This is a genomic window from Pedobacter polaris (assembly GCF_005116505.1).
In the GTDB taxonomy this organism is placed as follows: Bacteria; Bacteroidota; Bacteroidia; order Sphingobacteriales; family Sphingobacteriaceae; genus Pedobacter; species Pedobacter polaris.
This window is the reverse complement of the sequence record NZ_SWBR01000003.1, coordinates 198,505-221,631: the sequence shown is the minus strand read 5'-3', so window position 1 is coordinate 221,631 and position 23,127 is coordinate 198,505. Positions and strand designations below refer to the sequence as shown.

The following is a 23,127-nucleotide window of genomic DNA, read 5'->3' as shown; positions in this document are numbered from 1 at the left end:
TCTATACACAATTACGTGTTTTTAGTAAAAAAAAATTAATACTACTTATAATATTGCTTGCAATGCAGGTCTTGTCTGTGGCAAAATCGGCAGGCCAATCTACAAGCGACGTCTATAAAATTACTGCTCCAATAACCTTACAGATAAATAATACTGATCTGGATCAGGTTTTAACAAAACTGAATGGACAGGCTGGGTATCGCTACAGCTATGACAACAACCAAGCTAAAGCAATTAAGATAAATAAGCTGAATCTGAACCAAATTCCACTTGGAAAAGTGCTACTCAAATTACAGGATGAAGCTAGCCTAACCTATAGCATGGACGGAAAATCGATAATGGTAAGGATTGGTGAAGGAAAAAAAATTGAGAGGTTACGCCCAGGCAAAATTACGGGCACTGTGGTAGACGAAAAAGGGCAGCCAATGCCTGGGGCATCAATCAAAATCGTAGAAACAGGAAACATTGTACAAACAGATGTAGACGGGCGTTATTCGATGACCCTTGCTGAAGGCATATACACCTTCGAGGTAAGCTATATTTCTTATCAAAAGCAGCGGATTACTGGCATACAGGTTACCGGGGGTAAAAGCACACCGTTAGACATAGCGATGAAGACCGATACACAGGGGCTAAAAGAAGTGGTAATTACGGCAGATTATAAAAATGCGTCTATAGCTGGGCTATATGCTCGCCAAAAGAATAATGCAAGTATGAGCGATGGGATCACTGCAGAGCAGATTAGTCGAACGCCAGATAATAATACAGCACAGGTATTGAAACGGGTAAGCGGACTTCAGGTGTCACAAAATAAATATGTAGTTGTACGCGGCTTAAGCGATCGTTACAATAATGTGCTGTTAAACGGGAACCAATTACCGAGCACTGAACCCAATCGGAGGGATTTTGCATTTGATATGATCCCCAGCGGACTTGTAGATAACATAATCGTAAATAAAACTGCTACTCCTGATCTGCCAGGTGAATTTACCGGAGGGTTGGTACAGGTGAATACAAAGGACATCCCAGAAGAAAATTTTGTTACGCTTTCTATCGGAAGTGGATTAAATACACAGGCTACAGGGAAAGATTTTATTGGGGGACAAAGAGGACAGGCCAATTTTTTTGGCTATGCCAACGACTATCAGAAAAAACCTGAAGGCATGACATTTGCTGAATATAATGTTTTAGCTAACAAGATTGATGGCAGTGGTGCCTCAAGCGATGAAAAACAAAAAGCGGCCCAATTCCTAAATCAGTTTCCTGATAATTGGGCCATGCGCCGTTATACCGCACAGCCTATTCAAAATTATGCCTTAACGGTGGGTAGAAGCATTCCGATTAAAAAGAACAAACTGGGTATCATCGCAGCTTTTACCTATCGAAATGAACAAACAGCAGAACAAGACGACCAGTATGCGCCAGGTTCATCAGATTACAAGGGAACCGACTATACGTTTACTACGCTAATGGGGGGTAGCCTTAACCTTGGTTATGTCTTCGGCAAAAATAAATTCACCTTAAAGAATACCTACAACAGGCGGTTTTCAGATAAATTATATCAATTTAATGGTATTGATATCCAGAGTGGCGACTCAGAAATGAATGGCTATTCGGCACTAACGCTAATTAATGAGCTGTTTCAAAGTAGCCTTGCCGGTGAACATGCTTTTGGTGCAAGGGGAATTAAACTAGATTATAATTTGGCACTCTCTACCCTACAGCGGGATCAGCCCAATAGTCGGATCATGAATATGGTAGGCCCACCAGTTGGGGGGAATGATTCAGCGCCTGATCAGTATTATGAATATCGTTTTAACGATTATCAACCAGAGTATGGCTCTCTATTCTATTCAGATCTTAAAGAAAAACGTTATGCCTACCAGACAAATCTATCGGTACCATTTAAATTATTGAATCTAAACCAAACCCTAAAATTCGGATATCAGGGAAGTTACCGGAAAGCAGACTTTAACGCAGAATCATACCGGATTAAAAAAGTACTTGGCGCAACAAAAGATTTTAATGGGTCTGCCTACACTGATGTTTATACCAACAAGAATTTTGTAGATCAGCAGTTGTTCCTCCTCTCTTTTACCGGTGCAGGCACATCTATAAAGGCTGGATCGCCAACAGCTTACAATGGGAGCCAACAGTTAAATGCCTATTATGGAATGGTAGATCTTAAGCCGATAGAAAAATTGCGATTAATTGGAGGGATGAGATTAGAACAGAATAACCAGAAAGTTTTTACCAATACAGTGGGAAAGATAACTAATCCAAATGAGATTACACCGTTAGTTGATAGCCTAATTTCGATTGTGAAAAACGATTGGCTTCCCTCTTTAAATGCTATTTATGCGGTTAATGCTAAAATGAATATCAGGGCTGCCTATTACAAAACTGTAGCTCGTCCAGATCTAAAGGAACTTTCTTCTTTTTCCTATTTTGATTTTGAAGTGTTCCGTACCATTAGTGGCAATAATCTTAAGCCTACACAAATTAAGAACTACGACCTGCGCTATGAATTTTATCCCGGTCCAGACGAGATCATATCCGTTTCGGGCTTCTACAAGAAATTTACCAATCCTATAGAACTTACCTTTGAGCCTACTTCTGCTAAGCCACTACTGATTTACAAGAACCTATCCAGCGCAAGGGATCTAGGCTTTGAAGTCGATTTCCGTAAGTCGTTACGGTTCTTTTCTTCCTCTTCGGCATTCTGGAAAAACCTTTACCTATCGGGAAGTTTTACCTGGGTTGATGCTTCTGTTGATCTAGGACCTGGTATTGCAGTTGATGCAGCTGGCAAGTCTATTGCAAGTAAGAGGGACAGGCCATTATATGGCCAATCGCCCTATATTATTAATGGAGGTATCAATTTTGTTGGCAAACGCGTTGGCCTTAATGCAGTGTACAATCGTTATGGGAAACGGGTGGTCACTTCCACTGCCTACACCTCTGCAGATGAGTATGAAAATCCCCGTGATGTTGTAGACCTGCAGTTGAGCTATAAATTCTTAAGGGCTCAACGTGCAGAGCTCCGTTTAAACATCAGCGATCTTCTTAACCAGCAGTTCATTACCTATAAAAATCAGTATGGACCAGACCATCCAGTTTATGCAGAGGCTGACCCCTCGGTTGAGCGTTATCCAGGGGATGGATCTGTTGCTTTATCGGCAGATCAGCTTGACCCCAAAGGAACATCTTATAACCCAGTTTATGATGTGGTGACCTTCAGAAGAAGAAACGGAATCAATTATACGCTCAATTTTATCTACAGATTTTAATTGTACCTACATATTATGCACCATAAAAGAAAGGAGGATCGTTTAGCAGCAGAAAAACAAGCCAGACATGAGCTGGCAGTATCAAATCTGAACACTTAAATTCTATCAAAATTGCAAACATGGCTATTATGCCTTAATTTTTAAAAACTAATTTTATGAAAATTCAACTAAAATCTACAGGTATCTATTTATTATTCTCTTTTTTATCTTTCTTTTTGTGCTTAACCAGCTGTAAGAAAGATTTTAGTGCTAAAAACTCGGCTAATGGCCAGTTTAACCGATCTACAAAAGCCCTTTACACTGATGGAAGGCCAGTTCCAACAGTTGTTCAAACCTTAAGTGGTTTAATTACAGGCACCAGATCATTGTCTAATGATACACTCTATTATTTAAACGGACCTGTATTTGTAGATAGTTTGGCTACACTTAACATTGAAGAGGGAACATTTATCAAAGGTTTGGATAAACCTAATACCACAAGTGGCTTTGCTTCCTATCTTGTTGTAAGAAGAGGAGGAAAGATTTTTGCTGATGGTACAGCAACAGAACCTATTGTGTTTACTTCTCAATATTCAGCAAACAGTCGTAATGAAGGAGACTGGGGTGGTATAGTAATATTAGGACAAGCCCCTGTAAACAATGTAAGACCTAAAATAGAAGGAATCCCTTCAGCACAAATTCCTGCTGCGCTTTCTGGTAAAGATGCGATTGGTTATGGTGGAGAAATCGAAAACGATAACTCGGGCAGGTTGGTAAATGTAAGAATTGAATTTGCCGGCGAAGTAATTACCGACGGTAATGAATTGAATGGACTTACTTTAGGTGGCGTTGGTTCTGGTACTACTTTAGATCACATCCAAGTATCAGTTGGTGCCGATGATGCATTCGAATTTTTTGGCGGATCGGTTAATGCAACGAATTTGATTTCCTATTTCAATGATGATGATGATTTTGATTTTGACCAAGGTTATGAAGGAAGTATCCAATTTGCTGTAGCACAAAAAGACCCTAACACTTCGTTGTATCCAAGATCTAGTAATCCAAATGGTATCGAATCTAATAATGTAACCTCACCAATCATTACTGGCGGAACTTATTCAACAAGGATTACAAATCCAATACTTAGTAATTTCAGTATTTTGGGAGATACCACTACTGCTCCGAGCAATGGTACAGGTACAGTTTTCAGAGCTGGTTCTAGTGGTGTGTTCAAAAACTCTGTTGTGGGTGGTTTCTACGCCGGTGCCAATTTAGGTGCTGCTGCTGGTTCATTGGTTTATAGCAATAATTACCTGCATTATTTTACTAACAATGGTTATCCTTCAAGTGGAAATACTATTGATAATACGGATCCTAATTTCTTTTTGTTAACTGCACCATACAATGGTACAGCACCTGATTGGAGATACATCACCGATGCAATCAATGGTATTTTCTCTCCATTGGCCAGTGGTTGGAACAGTGGTAGCTTAACTGTTACACATACAGGTGGATCATTATCATCTTTCACCAATACTGGTTTTGTGGGTGCGTTTGGTGAAAATGATGGTTCGTCTGCAACCACAAATCGTTGGGATTCAACTGGATGGGCATCTTATACCCCTAGAACAAATACTTATTAATACTAAAAACTAACTGGTACATTAAAACTATCCCGGGGACTTAACGACCCCGGGATTTATTTAAACAAATAACATATGAAGATAAATAGACTTTTATACCTTGCTGCAGTAATGTTACTCCTTTTTTCTGCTTGTAAGAAAGAAGGAGAAATTGTTACCTATCCTGATTTTGGAAAGCTGTCGGTTTCGGGATCTGCACCAATTGGCTCAAAACCACTGTTGATCCAGATTGATGGGAAGCTACAAGATTCAATGCTTGTAGGAATCACGGGCACTGTTAGCAAAAATATGATTATTCAAACTGGAGAGAGAAAGCTTACAATTTTGGACCATGACAATAAGTTGCTGATTGATACTACGCTTAGCTTCACTGTTGGCAAGACCAATACACTCCCAATATTTTTATACACTGGAACATCCCTTTTATTTGATGATTTAAACAGTAAGCCTGCCACCCCTGGTAACGTGCTGTTCAGATTCGTGAACAATTCTGCATCACTTCCAGATTTGATGAATATAGAGGTAGTGCTAATTTATACCCAAGCTGGAGCAAGAAAAATTGTTTCGATGGATAAGAAACTTAATGGGATAACCAGAAATAAGTTTTCGGGTTATTTGGAGCTTGTACCCCCTACCTCACTAACGCCTACTGGTGCAACGGGTGCAACTTATATAATAATCGGCACAAATGCGGCAACTGGTGAAGTAGTGATGAATGTTGATCCTGTTCCAGCCTCCACAAACAATAGTTATGGAACATTAAGATATACCCTGACTGCCAGTAGCACTACCTATGTGGCCAATGCCGTTGTTTCATTGGGCATAGGTGATCCTGCAACTTCAAGTACGAAAATCAGGGCTTCGAAAGCAATTTTTGCAAGGATTGCAAACTGATAAAAAAGGCCTGCCATTACTGACAAGCCTTAAAATTCAAATTTCTTTACAGGTATCTATGCTGTAAGAAAATGCAATATACAATTTATATTAAATCAATGTAAAAATATTGAACAAAAACCGGTATCAGACCGGTTTTTTTTTGCTACCTACTAATCGATACCCGTCTTTAGGTAAAGCCGTAATTCATGGCGCAAAAGAGATAATGATTCCCGAAGGTGATTGTCTATGGTATTGGGTGAAATAGAAAGCCTTTCAGAAAGCTTCTTTCGCGTTAATCCTTCTTCAAGATATAATTTTACTACTTCTCGCCTACGGGAGGTTAAGCGTAACAATACATTGTTTACTACTTCCAGGTATTCCTTTCTCCCGTACTGGCTTTCTACCGAAGGGGCATGTGATTCTGCAATATGTGTAATGTGAACAGTGGCTATCCTACCACAATTGTTCCTCCTCAACTCGTCTATGTAGGTATTTTTGCAATAGGTGAAAAGCAATGGATATAGGTCTTTCTTGTCGGCAATACCATCCCACTTTTCCCAAAGCTTAAGGTAAACCTTCTGTAAAATGTCCAGCGTAAGTTCCCTGTCTCTACAGAGTTTTAAAACTGTGCAATGTAACTTCCGGTGAGTAGCATAATAAATTGTATTAAACTGCTCTGTTTTTGATGTTTCAAATGCGTTAAACATAACTTAGGGATTTAATTAAACCTACTTTAATGGTATTAACCTAATGTGAATTAAAGATTATATTTATTTTAATGTTCCTTTGGTTAACAGTAACAATGTTCTCTGTGCAATTCTCTACGTCTCACTCTGGCCTACAACTTTAAGTGATGGTTTCTTTGTCGATATCAACTTGTTCAAGAGCTTTTCGATTAACGGTACAAATGGAATAAAGAGCAATACGCCGGCTGCATTAAATATCATGTGCGCATTGGCTATCTTCTGCTCAATGCTTGCAGATGCAGAAATCAGTTCTATAAATTGGATATATAAGGGGAAAATCAATAGGCCCAAAGCAATAGAAGAAATATTAAAAAATAGGTGAAAGACCCCAGTCTTGACTGCCTGTTTATCCGAACGAATAGTAGCAAGTAAGGTATCTGAACAAGTGCCCAATTCTGAGCCGAGCATAACTGCAATCCCACCTCCCAAATTGATCAACCCTTTTTTGGCCAGAGTAATCACCATGCCTACGGTAGCCGATGATGATTGTATTACCAAAGTTACCAGGGCACCAGCCGCTGTTCCTCTCCAAGGATTCTCTAACCTTTCCATCCAAGACAGAAAGCCCGGATGGTCTCTTAGTGGTTCAACTGCCCGCTCCATCGTATACAGTCCAAAGAACAAAATACCGAAATAGAGCACGACCTTTGCAGTTCTAGAAATCTTTTCGCTTTTGGAGAAAAGACTAAATACTAGGCCAAGAAAGATGGGTATCGGCGAATACTGACCGATATCTAATGCAATTAGCTGACTAGAAAAAGTGGTGCCAATGTTAGCACCCATTACAATGCCCATAGATTGTCTGAAGGATAGTGCGCCAGAATTAACCAATACAATAGTCATGATGATCACTGCCGAAGAGGAATCTAGGATGGTGGTGATGACAACCCCAGTTAGTATGGCTGTGAATACATTTTTGGTGAAATAACCCAGCCACTTTTTTGCCTTATCCCCAAGCAGTTCTTTAAGAGTATCCGAGAGGTTATGAATGGCAAACAGGAAAAGTCCAAGTCCACCCAATACCATTAATACAATTTCCCATATATTTCCCATAAATGATTATGCCTCCCGGTTTTAAAATTACGGAACCTTCATTTAACAATCTGAAAGTCTGAGAGTTTAGCTTTTCGTGTTATGCTTGTGTTAACAAACAATGCCTTCTGGTTTAACTAAATATGATTCAACTGCCATATTAAGGCAAAAACATCAATAGCAATAATATTTTAAGTTTTTCTTCTTATAGGGGGTATTTATTCCTTATTAAAATAAATATAGGTTATGCCTCAAATTTTGGGTACTTTTATTCCTACTCCCTATGAAAAAACCAGAATACATCGTTGCTATCGGAGCCTCAGCTGGAGGACTAGAAGCGCTGTCAGCTTTTTTTGAGCACACACCAATAGATAGTGTTTCCTATATTATCATCCCGCACCTTTCACCAGATTTCAAAAGTAGAATGGTTGAAATACTTTCTCGCCATAGTGAACTTGATATACTGGAAGCCGAGGAAGAAATGCCAGTAGAAATTAACAAGGTATATCTGATTCCCAATACAAAATACATGGGCATTAGAAATGGAAAATTGTTTTTGATAGAAAAGGAAGGACAGTCCCTGCCTCATATGACTATCGATGCATTTTTAACTTCCCTTGCAGATGAACGTGGTCCCAAAGCCATAGGCATTGTACTTTCAGGGGTAGGCAGCGATGGATCACTTGGAGCAATAGCCGTTGAAAATGCAGGTGGTGTGGTTATGGTACAAGATCCTAATGAGACAAAATTCGACGGAATGCCACGGTCTGTGCTAAACGCCATCGATACCCCATATGTGTTTTCGGCAGCGGACTTGCCACTTGCCATTCAGCGGTACATCTCAACTAGAAATGAAATAGATGTTACTGCAGAAGCGCCCTTAAGCGAAGAAGCGCTGGCCAAATTTGTAGACCTGATTAAAGATCAATATCCATTTGATTTTACACATTATAAAAATGGTACTCTTGAAAGACGGATTAGAAGGAGAATGACCCATCATAATCTGTTGGAGTTGGATTCCTTCTTTGCCTATCTTCAGAAAAACCCACAGGAGATTGAACTGTTGATCAGTGATTTCCTGATCGGTGTTACTTCATTCTTTAGAGATAGGGAAGCATACGAAGTTCTCGAACGGGAAGTTTTACCAAAGATCATTTCTGCAAAATCCGAAAATGAACTGCTTAAGGTATGGGTAACCTGCTGTGCTACAGGAGAAGAAGCCTACTCTCTTGCTATCCTTATAAAGGAATACTTATTAGAACAAAAATCAAATATAGATGTCAAAATCTTTGCTACGGACATTAATGAAAATGCATTAAAACAGGCCGCAAAGGGCGTATTTTCTAATAACATCACCAAAACAGTATCCAAGGAGAGACTTGTAAAATTCTTTGATAAAGCGACCGATAGTTTCAAGATCAAACCAGAGATAAGAGAAATGTTGATCTTTGCAAGGCATGACCTCACCAAAAACCCTCCCTATTGTTATGTAGATCTTATCAGTTGCCGGAACATGCTCATCTACATCAAGCCTGTGCTACAAAAACAGATCTTAGCAAAACTAGGGTTTGGTCTTAGAAAAAATGGATACTTGTTTCTTGGATCAAGCGAAAACATTTCGGTTGCAAAAGACACGTTCGTAGAAATCAGCGCCAAGTGGAAAATCTACCAGAGTATCAAATCTGATAGGGCCATAATCTTTGACGGACAGTTAACTGCCCCTATCTCTAACCTCTCCATAAAATATGGAGAAAAAGAGATAAAACCCAAAGCATTACCAAGAAATTCAGAGAATGCTCCTGATCTCAATGAGGCCATTCTTTCAGAAAGCGGTCTTTCAGGAGTAATCATTGATAGGGAAGGCAAGGTAAGTAACTCTTTTGGTGATTTGAGCGCTTACCTTAAGCAGGAACGATTCAAATTTGACCTTCGTGAACTTTTACCAGAAAATCTTAGTCTGGCATTCAGCTCTACACTCCAAAAGGTTATCAAATCAAACCAGAGGGAAAGAATCAATAACATTTCCTTTATTGAACCTGAAACTGCTAAACATAGCACTGCCGACTTGATTGTTAGTCCGTATGCCGATAGAAAAACCAATTTCAAGGGAATGTTGGTGCTATTTAAAAAGTCAGAAACTGTTGAAGTGCAACATAACGTGGCAAGTTTCAAAATTGATGTACAAACAAAGGAATATATAGCTCAATTAGAGGAAGACCTGATGCAGGCCAGTCAGGACCTTAACTCATCAAATGATTTTTTGGAAACCTCTAAGGAGGCGATGCAGGCATTTAATGAAGAATTGTTGTCTGCAAATGAGGAAATGCAGAGTGCAAATGAAGAGCTTCATTCAATCAATGAAGAACTAGAAACAGTTAATGCTGCACATAAATACACAATTAATGAACTAACTGACCTCAATGACGATCTGAATAACTATTTCCGCAGTAATGTCAATGGACAACTGTTTGTCGACAAAGATATCCTGCTTAAAAAATACTCGCCCGGGGCGGTTAGCCATATCAATATCATGGAGAGTGATTTGGGACGTCCTCTTAGCAATATCACTACGAATATAAAATTTGAGACCCTTATAGATGATATCAAAAAAGTGATCAGCGATGGAGAGATTATCATTAAGGAAATAGAAAGTAACCAGGGAAGGCTGTATCAGGTAATGACCAGCCCTTATCTAAAAAAAGGAAACGATTTGCCCAATGGTGCCATTATCACATTTTATGATGTTACTGATTTGAAAAAGGCCCAACATGAACTAGACAAGAGCATAAAAATGCTTTCTTTGGCTACGGTTGCATCGGAAATGGGTACCTGGTCTATCGATGTCCAGGATAAGGAGTTGTTCTGCTCAATCCGTCTTAAAGAAATTTTTGGGTTTGAGGCCGATACAGAAGTTGCCCTTGATGATATTATAGGCCAAATTGAAATTTCACATCAGCCCATTGTGATGAAAGCGATTGAAACCGCTATTAAAGATGATGGAAGATTTGAAATTGAATTTCCAATAGTAAGATTGATAGATAATGCCCATAGCTGGGTAAGGGCAATTGGAAACCTTTCCCATGATAAGAATAGAACCGCAGCTTTTCTAACTGGAATTATGCATGATGTTACCGACCATAAGCTAGACGACCTGCGTAAAAATGATTTTATTGCCATCGTTAGCCATGAACTGAAATCTCCATTAACTTCCCTACAGGGCTATCTCCAATTATTGGACAGAAACGCAAGAAAGACAAAGGATGAATTTGCAATAGGCGCACTAGAGAAAACGATGAGACAGGTAAAAAAAATGGAGGTACTGATCAGTGGTTTTCTAAATGTTTCGCGTTTAGAATCAGGAAAGATTTACCTCAATAGACAATCTTTTGAAATTGATGCGCTGACAAGAGAAATCGTGGCGGAAATAACAACAGCAAACACTACAGTAACGATTAGTGTTGCTGCTGACTGTGGTTGTATTATTCAAGGAGATCGTGATAAGATTGGGCAGGTCATCACAAATATTTTGTCCAATGCGATTAAATATTCGCCTTCAGATCATATGATAGAAGTCTCGTGTAAAGCTGAGGGAGAAAGCGTACAGATTAGCATTAAAGACCATGGTTTTGGAATAAAAACAGAAGATCTAGAAAAACTCTTCGACCGCTATTACAGGGTTGAAAGTGCAAAAACTAAAACAATCTCTGGCTTTGGCATTGGGCTTTACCTATGTGCAGAGATCATTCACCGCCATAATGGTAAAATATGGGCGGAAAGTGAAATCGGAAAAGGCTCTACCTTTTGCTTCAGCATTCCATGCCTTCATTAATCGATTATAGTTATGCAAAAATCAGCAAAAGGCACAAATCAGCAAAAAGTAGATAAAGTTATCGTTATCGGTACTTCTGCCGGGGGTTTAAATGCAATTATCAAGCTTATAGGCCAGCTAAAAAAAGGTTTTCAGGCACCGATATTAATCGTACAGCATATGTCTGCTGATACCACGGGCAATATACTATTGAATGCACTGAACGAGCAAGGCAACTTTATATGTAAACACGCAACAACAGGTGCTAAACTTATCAATGGACATATCTACCTTGCCCCTTCCGACCATCATTTGATGATTGACAAGGACAAAAAAATATTGGTAACCAAGGGAGCACAGGAAAACAAGTCAAGGCCAGCGATAGATCCTTTATTTAGATCTGCTGCAGTTACTTTTGCCAATAGAATCATTGGTATAACGCTTACCGGCTATCTGGACGATGGCACTTCGGGAATGATCGCCATCAAACGCTGTGGAGGAACCTGCGTTGTTCAGGACCCAAATGATGCTGAATACCCTGATATGCCAAAAAATGTGCTTAACCAGATAAAGGCTGACTATTGCCTACCAATAGCTGAAATGGGCCCATTGCTCTACAAACTTCTCTCTGAACCTTCAGGAAATAAAAAGCCCATACCTAAAGATATTATCACAGAATACAAAATTGCAACCAGGGTGCTAAGCGATCTGCCTGCTGTTAATTCTCTTGGTGACCAGGTGCCGTTTAACTGTCCGGGATGTGGTGGGGTGTTATGGAAGGTGGACAAAGACAAAGGCTCGCTTTTAAGATACAGATGCCATACCGGGCATGCATATACGTCTAAATCCCTCCTTACCGAACAAACCAAAAAGATTGAGGAAACAATGTGGACCGCTCTAAGAATGTTCGAGGAAAGAAAAAACCTACTCACTACTATGGCAAAGAGTCAGACTGGCGCAGCAGCGAAATCTGCCATGGAACGGGCAGTCCTTTCTCAAATTCACATTGACCGCATAAGAGCGATCCTTCTTTCTGATGATAAGGACGCGGCAAATGATATAGCTAGCTAAAGCTGACCTGCATTAAGTGTAATAAAGTTGCGATAAGGACACTTTATATCTATCTGACTGATTTTTCAAAAAAAATGTGTTTTCTTTCGTCGATAATTTTGTGTTTATCACATTGTATCCATGGTTAAATCTTGCTTCTGATTTAAATAGAAGACCTTTCACTTTTAATCTTTTCTCGGTGTTGAATGCCCCATCTGGTCATTGCTTTGACAAGTTCTTCTAATTCCCTGTCGATTAAGGTTGTTATATGTCTTGTGGAGAATACCAGAGTACATATTTGATCAATCGGAGATGAGAAGGTACTAAAAAGAAAATGCCTTTATCGTGCTGGACAGTTTGGGACGACACCAGATGGATACTTTCACGGAAATACACAAACTTGACAAAGAAACAAGCTAACTCAAAACCAGAATCGTTATCCTAAGCAAATAAATTTTGGCCTTTCCACAGCATACAGCTCATTAATTTGGTTAAATACTCATTTTCAAAATTTCTTACTTATTGTGTTAGGTTAAAAAATGATTATTAAAGGGTAAAATATTCATTAATCTAAGCATCCCCGTGTCCTAATTTTATTAAACGTTAAAATGACATTTATTAATTATAACCTAAACCAATAACTATGAACTTAAAATTTAAACTTTCCTTAAGCCGATTATTTGGAATACTTGCCATTCTTTTAATACCGTGGCAAGTTTTTGCTCAAACCAAGATTACAGGAACCGTAAAAGACAACAATGGATTACCTATTCCAGGAGTTTCTGTATCGCAAAAGGCCACTAAAAATGGAGCTTCAACAGACGAAAATGGAAAATTTACATTAATCTTAAAAGCTGATGCCCCATTAACACTCACCTTAACCATGGTGGGTTTCGCTACTAAAGAAATTGCTATTGATGGTAAAACTACTTTAAATATTGAATTGTTAGAAGACACAAAGTCTTTAAACGAGGTCGTACTTATTGGATACCAAAACATCCAAAGAAAGAAAACCGCAGGTGCAATCTCTTCTGTTAAGGGTAAGGATTTTGAAAACACCCCCTACTCTACCTTCGATTCAATGTTACAGGGACGTGTTGCTGGTTTAACGGTATTAAGTACCTCAGGGGAACCTGGAGGAAACAACATTGTAAATATTAGAGGAGCCACTAGCGTAGTTTTAGGTCAGAGTTCTTCACCGCTATATGTAATTGATGGAATTATCTATGATGTTAATGATATAGGTTCTGCATATGGCAGTAATCCGTTACAAGCGATTAATCCAAATGACATTGAATCAGTCGACGTATTAAAAGATGCATCGGCAGCTGCCGTTTATGGAGCCAGGGCATCTAATGGGGTAATTCTTGTAAAAACAAAAAGAGCAGCCATAGGTGCACCACCTCAAATTAGAGTAGCGACTTATTTCGGAATTGCCAATAAGCCTGCCTTAAAACCAATCCAAACTGGAACTGCCGAAAGACGTTTAAAAATGGATCTCTTATATGCTGGTAATGGTAGTTATACACAGCTAGGCAATCTAAACATGATGCTAACAGATAGTTTAAATTCTGCATTTAATAACAATACCGATTGGCAAGGGTTATTTCTTCAAACTGGATTAATCACCAATGTTGATGCAAGTATTGCAGCAGCTACAGAAACGTATTCCTATCGGTTTTCATTTAATCGCTTTAGTGAAGAAGGCGTAATGAAGGGATATGATTTTAGTAGAATCACACCAAGCTTATTTGTTCAGGTAAATCCAACTAAATCGTTGCAAGTCCAAACCAACCTATTTGTGGGCCTAACCAAATCTAGACACGGACAAGGAGATCAAACCAAATATCCTTTTACCACTTGGGGCTTCCCCTCATCTTTCTGGAAGATTGGGACTACTGAAGAAGAACTATATAGTGGCCGTTACGATGAGCTAAGAGACGATGATAGAACTACGAGTTTGAATGGAAATACCTCTGCTCAATATACCATTATCAAAGGCTTGAACTTAAAAAGTACAATTTCGTATAATATCAATAATAACACCAGAGGTTATTTTAAACCGAATATATTAAGCAACAGCGGGCAAAATGAAGCAGAAGGCTGGGTTAATCAAGGCAACCGTTGGGAATTAGAAAACACATTAAATTATACTAAATCCTTAGAAAGCGGGCATAATTTTAATGCGGTTGTGCTTTATGGAATGGAGAAAAATGTGAGTAATAGCACCTACAGTAGAAGTGTGGGAAATTCTGACGCGGTAAAAACAGTTAATGGCATCGCATCTGGAGCAAATCTTTACACAAACAATATCGTTCAACAACGTTCTCGATTATCGTGGATGGGCAGTTTTGTTTACGACTATAAAGGTAAATATTTAATGCAGGCTGTATATCGTACTGATGCTTCATCAAGATACAGTGCAGATAATAGATGGGGTGCATTTCCATCTATCTCTGCAGGATGGAATGTTTCTGAAGAAAAATTCTTTACCCCTTTTAAAAAGGTAGTTTCTTACCTTAAATTGAGGGCTAGTTATGGCATAACGGGTAACGATCCAGGAGCTTATTATGCACAGTACCAAACGTTAATTACCGATGCATCATATCCTTTTTCTGCATTAGCCAATGGGCAAGGTGGTTCTCAGACTACCTATAATGGCACACAGGTACTGTATCCAAATTATAATGGTGCAGCCTCGGCACCATCAATTAGCTGGGAAAGAGCTCCACAATTTAATGCAGGTGTAGATTTAGGCTTTTTTAATGATAGAATATCAATGTCTGCCGAATACTATGTTCGTGATTCGAAAAGTAAAGTTTTTGATGTAGCAGTTCCACTTACCACGGGCTTCTCTCAAATATCAAACAACTATGTAGATTTACGTAATACTGGGGTAGAATTAAGTATTAACACACGCAATTTAGGACCAAAATCACAGGTGCAGTGGAATACGAATTTTAACATCGCTTACAACAAAAATTATGTGACCAAACTTCCAAATGGTGGCAGAGATTTTACCTTCGGACCACCGTGGATGCAACAAACCCTTAGTGTAGGCGAACCACTATTTACATATAAAGTATGGGAAGTTAGAGGAATTTATTCTAGAGATTCTGATGTTCCTATCGATCCACTTACAGGTAAAAGAATAACTCAGTTTGGCGGTAGTCAATTTGGTGCAGGAGACCCAGCAAGGGTAGACCAGAATGGAGATTATAACATCGATTATAGCGATAACATCTCCTATGGCAATCCAAATCCTGATTGGACAGGCGGAATGAACAACTCATTCTCTTATAAAGGATTTAGCATTGATGTTTTAACAACCTTTATTTCAGGACGTAAATTACGTAATGGTTATCTTTCTGATAAACTACAAGATGCTGGAACAAGTGACCCTTATACACTATGGGGACCACGGTCTGGACCTGCTTCGAACTTTAATGTTGCCGACTTCTGGTCAAAACCTGGTGATGTTGCAAAATATCCAGGCCTAATTACAAACACAGTTGATAAATGGCATATTGGACAGAGCATGTATGTTGAGGATGCTAGTTTCCTTAGGATTAAAAACATAAGACTAGGTTATACCCTTCCAGAAAAAGTTTCGAAAAGAATGGGCATTCGATTAATTAGATTTTACGGTTTGTTAGACAATGTTAAAGTATGGTCTAGATCTACAGTTCCTGACCCCGAAGCAGTTGGTGTTGATGGGTATTCTTCTGGCAATGATTATCCTATCCCTAGAAAATACACATTTGGCTTAGATTTAACTTTCTAAATAAAACAAAGATGAAACCATCATAAGGTTACAGCCGCTTAAAAATAAACTGTGAACATAACTTATGATAGCTTCATATCCATTAAAAAATAAATTATAATCCAATGAAAAAATTAACTACATATATTATTTGCATTATAGCAATAAGCACACTTGCTTCATGCAAAAAATTCTTAGATGAAAAACCAATAAGTGAATCAACAGATTTAACCTTTTGGAAAAATGAAAAGGATGCAGATCAAAGTGTTGCTGCTGGATATGCTTTGTTGAGAAAAACCCTAAACAAAGCAGATGGGGTTGCTTTTTTTGCCTATGGAGATTTACCGACTGATGAATACACTACCAATCAATGGAGGTATTCAGATATTTCAAATGTAAATTGGTCCATCGCTGTTCCAGGGTCTGAAGTATGGGATAGAATGATGCAAATGCGCCGCTACGATACTTTTTATAGCGCAATAGATCAAGCTAATCGTTGTATCAAATTTATACCCACAATAGGTGATGATAAGTTTTCTTCACTAGTAGCAAAAAATAATTTATTAGGCGAAGCTTATTTTTTAAGAGCCTTTAATTATTTTTATATGGCTAGAATTTGGGGAGATATTCCTTTGGTAACCGAATCGGGCTTAATAACTGACGCTGTAGATCTTCCTCGTACTAAAGAGGCTGATGTAATTGCACAATGTATTAAAGATGTAAATACAGCTATCAGCTTGCTAAATTGGAATTATGATAATGCCAATAATAGAGCTGTAAGAGCAAACAAGGGTGCAGCTTATGCTTTATTAGCTCACATTTATGCATGGAAAGGCGATTATACCAACTGTAATATAGCTACCGATCAAGTGATTAATCAAGGGTTTTATCAATATGTAGATCGTGGTACTTACCTTAATATTTTCAAAGGAAAATCTACTGAAGGTATTTTTGAAATTGCACAAAGCGATGAAAATGAAGGTAACGTAAATGGAATTTCTTCTTACACCTTAAAAACTCCGTACTTAACCACAGTTACAAACAATGCAGGTTTTACCATTAATACGACAACACTCAATAATCTTTACGGTAATAATGCAAATGATAAAAGATTTACAAATGCTTTTGCGCTAACAACTACAACCGATCCTATTTGTATTAAGTATTCAAACATTACTTATGTAAATGGTAATAATGTAATTACCCCTGTTACACATAACAACATTATCATTTTTAGGCTAGCAGACATCAAATTACTCAAAGCCGAAGCACTTGCTGCTTTAACACAATATAGTGCTGCCAGAATAGTATTAAATGAAGTTCGTTTGCAAGCAGGATTAACAGATTGGACAGGTACAGATGCAAATTTGTTCGAAGGCATTATAGATGAACGTGGCCGTGAGCTGTTCTTAGAAGGACATCGTTTTTATGACCTGGTTAGATTGGGAAAAAAGATGGGTATTGTAAAATTTGGAGACAATAAAATCAGCAAGTCAGACTTCGATGCTGGTAAATATTATTGGCCAATCGATCCTGCATTATTACAAATTAATAAAAAGCTTACACAAACAACATTCTGGAGTTCTAAGATGTAAAACAATGAAAAATAAACTACTCTATTTTTTAATATGTAGCCTAGGGCTTGCATATTTTACAAGCTGTAAGAAAAGTAATTACCTAACCGATGGTGGACTAAGTGAAGCAAAAACATCATTATCTACTTACGATTACTTAAAACAGCATAAGTACCATTTATTTGACACTTTAATTATGGCAATTGACCACTATAAACTTAAAGATGAGGTAAATAGCGCAGCAACCTTTTTTGCACCAACCAATTATTCCATAAATAAGTATCTTAAAATAAAAAGAGATTCGGTACAAAAGATAAATGAAAATAATACCTACACATTAACAGACATGTATGCAAACTTAACTGCTGATTCTTTACGGATTTACATGACTAAATCTAAGGTCGAATTAACGAGTGCACCTTTGCAGGTTACCATGACGCCAAATTTTGGCAATACACAAACTGGTGTGCAGCGCATATTACAGCCTAAGCCAGGTGAATCATGGTCATCGGCCCCTATTTATTATTTATTTTATATTAAAGTAAGAGGGGGCATTGATCCACCGAATTCAGTTTTACTGCCAAATGATCCAAACATTGATTTAAAGGCTCAATGTCAAACCACAGGAATAGAACCTTCGTCTGGTGGAATTTTACATGTTTTAAGTAATACACACACATTTATTAGATTTTAATATGAACTCAAAATATAAAATTTTATATCTTTCCATAGTTGCTTTTATAGCAATTTTATATGGATGTGCAAAAGTTGAAAAGGGCTTTATAAGCGATTATATGTATTATTCGCCAAACCCCTTAATTGCAACTCAAGGTAATGTAACAACTTCTAAAGCATTAGAACTCGATGGAAGTTCAGGACCTGTTACGGTTAAGCTATTGGCAGTTAGAAATTCGGCCACGGGAAAAGATGTTCCAGAATTTCTTAAAGAATACATGATTCAACAGTTTAATGCCCAAATTACGGTGGCTGATTCGACCATTGCATTAGTGAACAAAAAAATTGAACTTAAACCTTCAGTTCCATTAACGGTAGGTGAGATTGGTGGACGAATAGCCCTTTCACAGGCCACTGCTAATGTACCAACGGGCGACTATGTGATTGATGTACAGGTAAGTAATGCTAAAGGAACACGTACACTTTTAAATGCGTGCAGAATAAAGTTAACGCCTAAAGTACACTATGCGATAAGCACAAGTCCATTTTACACCACTTCTGACGTTGGGGCCGAAACTGGATTTTCGGCAAGTAACTTTTTACCGATTACAGTTACACATGATGCAACCGGACCTAACAAAATTATCTTTAAGTTTTTAGATAAAAATGGTGCTGTTTTTAATGCTGCCGCCGGTGAGGTTGTAACAAGAGGAGATCGTGGCAACATGTCGCAGATGAACCCTTATTTCCCTGTAGTAAAAACAACTACGGGATTAGAATGGGGATTTATACAGCTTCCTAATGGTTTCCCAATAAAGGATGGAAACAATGGAACGGGTAATTATTATCGTATTCCAGGTCAATTCACTGTAGAAAACAGAAATGCAAACCCAGTATTCTTCGATTTCAAAGTGTTCTCTGCAGGTACCTATACCGTAACAGTTCAAATACCAGCAATTACCAGAAAACCTTAATAAGGTTAATATAATAAACCCCGAATCTTTAATCAGGTTCGGGGTTTTTGTTAAATATTTTTGCTGGCAGCATCCCTTTGGGAAAGGCCCGTTTAATTTATCATAACATCAAAAGATTTCCTTCGACTACGCTCAGGATGACATCTTTTGATGTTATTCCATTAACTTAGGCTTTACTTCTGCTGTATAATGTTAAAATTATTAAATGAACCATAACCACTTTGTTCACCATAAGTAGCCTGAAACATACCTACTTGAACAGCCTTTTTGTCAAAATCAACACGTAATATCGGACTTCCTGGTAACTCTTTCCAGTTTTTACCATCGGCACTTGCTCTCAAATTAAATAGATTCCCATTGCGTTCAATTTGCAAATACTTATAGAAATTAAATGCAGACCCATTATTGGTCTGAACACGTCCACGACTACCCATATTGGTTACCATGTTACCTATCCCCCAGCCTAGCATCACACTATTTTGAAGTAACCCATTCCCATCTGTTGCACGTACCATAAGGCCAATATCATTGGCTCCATTTGCCTTCCTGTCCTTCCATCCACTTAAATCAGCTATGGTAACCTCGACAACAAAATTACCAGTTATCGTTTTATATAAATAAGGCCCAAGCGGCGTAGACCTATCCCATTTGGTATTTGTTGATGCTAAAGTGAGTACTCCATCTATGGTTGATGCCTTATCGGTGCCTCCAATAAAACCATCCCATTGGCTAGCTGTAACACCATCCTTCTGGAAATTATGATTAGTAACTAAACCATCTTTAAATATGGTAAATTGGCTCGTATTTGTTGAAACATCAGTGTAGGCAGAAGGTAAAGTTACATTACCATAGTTGTCTCTTGCCTTAACGCTATATGCATATAATTGATCGGCACTTAATCCAAAATTGATATATTTTTTGCTGTTTAACCATCCACTGTTATTTAAACCATCTTTTGCCGTGAAATAATAGTGAATGCTCGATCCTGCAAGCTTAACGTTACTTGCAGACATAGAAATCATATTCGGTGAAATGGCTTTTGGTAGCTGATCGAATGTAGCTACTGTTAGGATATTTTGTTTCGTATTGAACCAATTTTTGTAGGCTTCCAATGCTCCTGTTGGTGAATATGCATAGTTGTATACAATAAGTGAAGCTAATGCCATTTTATCTCCATTGGCATAGATAGTAAATTCGTTCTCCCCACTTTTCGAGAATTCAGTTTCATTTTTACTACTTAAAACACCATTGATATAGGTTTTATGCAAACGGCCATCAAAAGTACTTACTAGATGTTGCCACTTCCCTGTTCCCTTAATTTTTAACGTTTTAAACAACTTATTTGAAGCTTGTGGCCAAGCCATTGCTAAATATTGAGAAGCTGTTTCTGAAAATACCTGAGCTATGATGGTATAGGGTTTTGTACCATTTAGTGCAATTGGAACTGCTTTATTAAAAGCAATCTTTCCCTTATCATTTAAATTGACGGCAATTTTACCTTGGATATCTTCAATTAATGGGGAATTTCGAGTTGGTATTAAGTTTCCAGTAGCAAAACCTTCATTTTTCCAACTTTTAAGCTTACCATAATCGAGTGGCGAGGTCTCAAAATAAAACACAGCTTCAGAATCAGAGTTTTCAGCAGCCATTTTCTTTACCTCATTTTCAGTAAGTGGTATGTCGTACAGTTTTAAGGCAGCTAATGCACCCGAGAAATAAGCATTTCGATCGGTTGTAGTGCCAATAAAAATTTCACTAAGCCTGTTTACAAATAACATTTTCCGCTCTTCCCGATCTAAAAGGCCATCTACATATAGACGTTCCATTGTACCATCGAACACCAATGCAATATGATGCCATTTGCCAGCTTCTGGTAGTTTTTTATAAGGCATATCTGGCCAACCCATGTGTGCGGCTGCACCCCAATTTTTATTACCTCCGTAACCTACTGTTACATTTGTTAGATCATCCCCACCACGCTGTGTCCAAGTTATAATTGGTTCTTCATCAGCAATTTCTGGATTATACACCCACATCGCTACACTAAAACTACTATTTCCATTTAAGGAGCCTGGAGCTTTGAAACTCGACTTAAGGGATGATTTCCCTGAAAAAACAAGAGCCTTTTTTCCGCCTATAATTTCTACCACAGGAGCCTGCGATTGTTCGGCCGAAAAACTACCTTTAAGCTTTCCAGTATTTCCCCATTCGTTAACGCTACTTCCTATTTTTAAAGATTTAGCATTTAAGTCTAAAATTAGCCCTTGAGGTTTATAACTGTGATGATCAGCTATTTTTTTTGTTGTGGTGATGGCATTAGGGCGATACTCATCGTTATCGAAAGCTTTCATATTCCAAACCGCTTTGTTAAGTCCTGGGTATTCTGTATCGGTAATGGTTAATTTTAAATAACGTGCTTTTACATTACCAAAATCAATAACTGGACTGCCGTGTTTGGTATTTTTTGTTTTATCGGCGTACACTAGCCAAGTTTTCCCATCAACAGAATAATGGATGATATATTGATAGTACCAGGTTGCGTATTCAAATTGAGTATGAATACTTTTCACGTTTTTAACACTTCCTAAATCAAGTTCTAGCCACGATGCACTTGTATTATTTTTTGGCTTCCATAATGTCCCATTGTTATCATCAACGGCAAAACTTGGTTTAAAATCATCACTATAAAAAGAAGAGGCTTTAACTTTTGCTTTAAAAGCCAAGTTAGTATGTGGATTGCTATTTTTAGCTAAATAACCTACTCCTTCATGTGTGGGATTAATTTTAACGATATTTCCTTCTGCATCAAATTCCATTTTATCGGCAACCACTTGCCTATGATAGCCGCCCTCATTATTCGGGTTATTGTGCCTGTGGTATATCATATAAAAATCGTTCCCTTCTTGTAAAACCGATTGATGGCCAGGGCCATGTACGGTACCATCTGCATTAGTGGAAAGAAGTGGATTGTTTTTTCCAAAAACAAATGGCCCAATTGGCCCTGTTTTACTCATTACATATTGAACTCGATAGGTTCCATCTTCGCAACGGCCCGATGAATAGGTTAAATAGTATATCCCATTGCGCTTAAACATAAATGGCGCTTCGAAAAAATCTTTCGCTACCGTATTGGGTATTTGCGCTAGTTTAGCAAAAGATTTCATATCTGGATTCATTAAGCCAACTCCGCAGCCGTGATTTGGATAAATGCCCCAAGTACCCCAGTACATATAAAATTTTCCATCATCGTCTCTAAACGTTTGTCCATCTAGCGTGATTACGTTAGGCACCAAAAAATTAGGCACAATGGGTTTCCCTTCTGGTAATAAAGAAGTCCAAGGACCAACAGGCGTATCGCCAACAGCTCCAAAAATCTCAACTGGCTGACAATAATAAATGTAATATTTCCCATCATTGCCCCTGGTTACATCGGGTGCCCAATAATGATGGGTAGTTGGCCAATTCATATCTTGTAATGACCAGTTAACGAAATCTTTAGACATCCATACCTGTGAAGGGCCAAAGCCACCCCCATTGCCATCTGTTGTGGCATAAATATAATAAGTATCACCAAATTTTTTAACGGTTGGATCTGCAAAGTAACCTGGTATGATCGGATTACCCTTACCTGGTAGTTGATGGTTTTGAGCCTTTAAGTGTAAAGTAAAACTAACTAAGCTCACTAGGCTAAAAAAAAGAAATTTCATACGTATGAAT

The 23,127-nt window shown here is 38.2% G+C and carries 12 protein-coding genes; 9 read left to right on the top strand and 3 right to left on the bottom strand.

From position 1 onward, the window contains the following. The first annotated feature begins 62 nt into the window (after positions 1-62). The 3 genes from FA048_RS12990 (at position 63) to FA048_RS12980 (ending at position 5,806) form a co-directional block, all read left to right on the top strand. Positions 63-3,290, top strand: a complete 3,228-nt coding sequence (locus tag FA048_RS12990; RefSeq protein ID WP_169306873.1) for a TonB-dependent receptor — start codon at positions 63-65, stop codon at positions 3,288-3,290. A 155-nt stretch (positions 3,291-3,445) separates the two neighbouring features. Beyond that, positions 3,446-4,912: a hypothetical protein gene (locus FA048_RS12985; RefSeq protein WP_136841678.1), complete on the top strand. Its 1,467-nt coding sequence runs from the start codon at positions 3,446-3,448 to the stop codon at positions 4,910-4,912. A 75-nt stretch (positions 4,913-4,987) separates the two neighbouring features. Beyond that, positions 4,988-5,806: a DUF4397 domain-containing protein gene (locus FA048_RS12980; RefSeq protein ID WP_136841676.1), complete on the top strand. Its 819-nt coding sequence runs from the start codon at positions 4,988-4,990 to the stop codon at positions 5,804-5,806. A 152-nt stretch (positions 5,807-5,958) separates the two neighbouring features. Here FA048_RS12980 and FA048_RS12975 read toward each other — a convergent pair whose 3' ends face one another. Both FA048_RS12975 and FA048_RS12970 read right to left on the bottom strand, forming a co-directional pair. Then, on the bottom strand, positions 5,959-6,495 hold the full coding sequence (locus FA048_RS12975; protein WP_136841674.1) for an RNA polymerase sigma factor: 537 nt from the start codon (positions 6,493-6,495) through the stop codon (positions 5,959-5,961). Between the two features lie 114 nt (positions 6,496-6,609). After that, positions 6,610-7,587: a Na/Pi cotransporter family protein gene (locus tag FA048_RS12970; protein ID WP_136841672.1), complete on the bottom strand. Its 978-nt coding sequence runs from the start codon at positions 7,585-7,587 to the stop codon at positions 6,610-6,612. A gap of 262 nt (positions 7,588-7,849) precedes the next feature. On the opposite strand from FA048_RS12970, the gene FA048_RS12965 reads away from it, so the two are divergent. The 6 genes from FA048_RS12965 to FA048_RS12935 all read left to right on the top strand — a co-directional run bounded on the left by FA048_RS12965 (position 7,850) and on the right by FA048_RS12935 (position 19,410). Next, positions 7,850-11,395, top strand: a complete 3,546-nt coding sequence (locus tag FA048_RS12965) for a CheR family methyltransferase (RefSeq protein ID WP_136841670.1) — start codon at positions 7,850-7,852, stop codon at positions 11,393-11,395. 12 nt (positions 11,396-11,407) lie between these two features. Then, on the top strand, positions 11,408-12,445 hold the full coding sequence (locus FA048_RS12960; RefSeq protein WP_136841668.1) for a chemotaxis protein CheB: 1,038 nt from the start codon (positions 11,408-11,410) through the stop codon (positions 12,443-12,445). A gap of 622 nt (positions 12,446-13,067) precedes the next feature. Continuing rightward, complete coding sequence (locus tag FA048_RS12950) at positions 13,068-16,208, top strand: SusC/RagA family TonB-linked outer membrane protein (protein WP_136841666.1); 3,141 nt, start codon at positions 13,068-13,070, stop codon at positions 16,206-16,208. A gap of 104 nt (positions 16,209-16,312) precedes the next feature. Further along, positions 16,313-17,782, top strand: coding sequence for a RagB/SusD family nutrient uptake outer membrane protein (locus FA048_RS12945; RefSeq protein WP_136841664.1), 1,470 nt, complete (start codon positions 16,313-16,315; stop codon positions 17,780-17,782). Between the two features lie 4 nt (positions 17,783-17,786). Beyond that, positions 17,787-18,455 (top strand): hypothetical protein, encoded by a 669-nt coding sequence (locus tag FA048_RS12940; protein ID WP_136841662.1) that lies wholly within the window; start codon positions 17,787-17,789, stop codon positions 18,453-18,455. A 1-nt stretch (position 18,456) separates the two neighbouring features. Then, complete coding sequence (locus FA048_RS12935; RefSeq protein ID WP_136841660.1) at positions 18,457-19,410, top strand: hypothetical protein; 954 nt, start codon at positions 18,457-18,459, stop codon at positions 19,408-19,410. Between the two features lie 173 nt (positions 19,411-19,583). Here FA048_RS12935 and FA048_RS19820 read toward each other — a convergent pair whose 3' ends face one another. After that, positions 19,584-23,117, bottom strand: coding sequence for a family 43 glycosylhydrolase (locus FA048_RS19820; RefSeq protein WP_136841656.1), 3,534 nt, complete (start codon positions 23,115-23,117; stop codon positions 19,584-19,586). Positions 23,118-23,127 lie beyond the last annotated feature (10 nt).